Origin of the sequence: Streptomyces brasiliensis, assembly GCF_014647875.1 — a bacterium.
Lineage (GTDB): Bacteria > Actinomycetota > Actinomycetes > Streptomycetales > Streptomycetaceae > Streptomyces > Streptomyces brasiliensis.
Genome location: NZ_BMQA01000209.1, coordinates 1 through 1,600, shown reverse-complemented (window position 1 = coordinate 1,600; position 1,600 = coordinate 1). Strand labels below are relative to the sequence as shown.

Sequence of the window (1,600 nt, the reverse complement as noted above, 5' to 3'; positions counted from 1 at the left end):
CGCTGCGTCACCACCCGCCGAGCCCGCGGGCACCTCCGCACCGCTCAACTATGAAGACCCAACAAAGGCGCCGGCCTTCAGCGGACCGTTGCAGGCGGGACAGATCGGCATTGAGGTTTGTTTATCCGGACGCCGGCGGTCATGCGCCTGAGGTGAGTGTTCGATCGGGTGCTCGTGGTAGAGGCTGAGGGTCAGGGGCGGTTTCTGCAACTCCTCCACTCGCTTCCGGGCCGCACGCTCCCGCTCCTCCAGCAGCCCCAACACCGACGCCATCACACACCTCCAGCACGCCATCTCCACGGACGCACCGGACCTACCTCACCCACCCCGGCACTATGCCTGACCAGCACGAACCCAGCCCCACACTCGGTTTCGAGAAGCCCTCTTAATACAAGGGGAGCTGCGTCGACTGAATGGTGGGCAGTTGCGCTGCCCGTACTGCAGTCTGCTGCAGGATCGAGTGGCGACGCTTGAGCAGGAATGGGTTCTGTTGGAACCGGATATGACTCTGCTGGCCCATACGGTACCGGCGGAGCATCGGTGATCGAGCTCTCCGACGGTCGGGTAACCGTCTACGGCGTGTGTCCGCCAGATCCGTTTCAACGGTGCCGTATCGAGCACCGGCTGGCCTGCTCGGCGCAACCGCTGCCGGATCTTTGGCCGTGGTCGACGACGCTGCGAGCGGAGAAGGGGCGGCGAGCGGAGCGGCAGGCTGCCACTGGGCCGCCAGGGCCTCCGGAGGAATGGCCAGATGCGGGGTAACGGTCAGTTGGGGCGGACATGCAAGTGATGGGCATCGACTTCCAGGTGCAAACCAGCTTTTTCGTCGTGAGACCACCGGAGGTCAAAACCGTCCGCTTTCCGTATGAGCTCATCGAGCGGGGAAGGTGAGCCGCAGAACGATCTCGCCGTCGTCGATCTCCCCGGTGGGCTCGAACCCGAACTTCTGGTAGAAGGGCCATGGTTCGCCGTCGCCGGGCTCGTAGCTGGTCAGCAGCTCGGTGGCGCCGTCCGCGCGCACCAGGGCGGCGATCTGCATGAGCGCCTCTCGGCCGATCCCTCGCCTCTGGTACCGCTTGTCGACGAGGAGGCGCCAGAGGAAGTGCCGCCCTTGGTAAGGGCCAGCCGGCGGTCTCCACGACAGCATCACGAAGCCGACCGGCTCGTCGCCGCGGTACACGGCGCGGTACCAGGGATTGGCCTCCGCTTTCTTTGCCGCCTCCTTGAGCGACTTGGACACGGAGGCGACGAACTGCTTCTGGTCACGTCGGACGCGGAGGGCACGGACGGCATCCCGATTGTCGTCGGTGATTTCCCGTAGGTGCACGCCTGGAGATCTCATGCCACACCCCTTCCACATCCGGCAGCTGCGCCATCGGGGCCTACATGAAGAGCCGCCACCCGGCGGCATTCCCGTGCGGACGCGTTATCGAGGGCGCCAGGTTGGACGTCTTTGATTCTCGTCGGCCGGGTGGGGGTGCGCAGGGAACCGCGTGGCGCTTGCGCTGCCGACCCAGCCCGAGACCGAGACTTTGCGCACACTAGGGCGCGTATTGAGTCGTGATCAAGTGGTGGTCTGAGCGAGGTCTTTGATCCAGAT

General features: G+C 65.1%; 3 protein-coding genes. 2 read left to right on the top strand and 1 reads right to left on the bottom strand.

Translation table 11 applies throughout. From position 1 onward, the window contains the following. The first annotated feature begins 460 nt into the window (after window positions 1-460). Entirely contained in the window at window positions 461-544 is an 84-nt protein-coding gene (locus IEZ19_RS52945) for a hypothetical protein (protein WP_268248810.1), read from the top strand. Then, window positions 541-762 carry a DUF6083 domain-containing protein gene (locus tag IEZ19_RS52485; RefSeq protein WP_268248809.1) on the top strand — a complete coding sequence of 74 codons (222 nt, stop codon included), beginning with the start codon at window positions 541-543 and terminating at the stop codon, window positions 760-762. The genes IEZ19_RS52945 and IEZ19_RS52485 overlap by 4 nt, the downstream gene beginning before the upstream one ends. 109 nt (window positions 763-871) lie before the next feature. Here the strand turns inward: IEZ19_RS52485 and IEZ19_RS49755 are convergent, their stop codons facing one another. Continuing rightward, a complete protein-coding gene (locus IEZ19_RS49755; protein ID WP_229841746.1) occupies window positions 872-1,342 on the bottom strand; it encodes a GNAT family N-acetyltransferase in 471 nt (156 codons plus the stop codon). Window positions 1,343-1,600 lie beyond the last annotated feature (258 nt).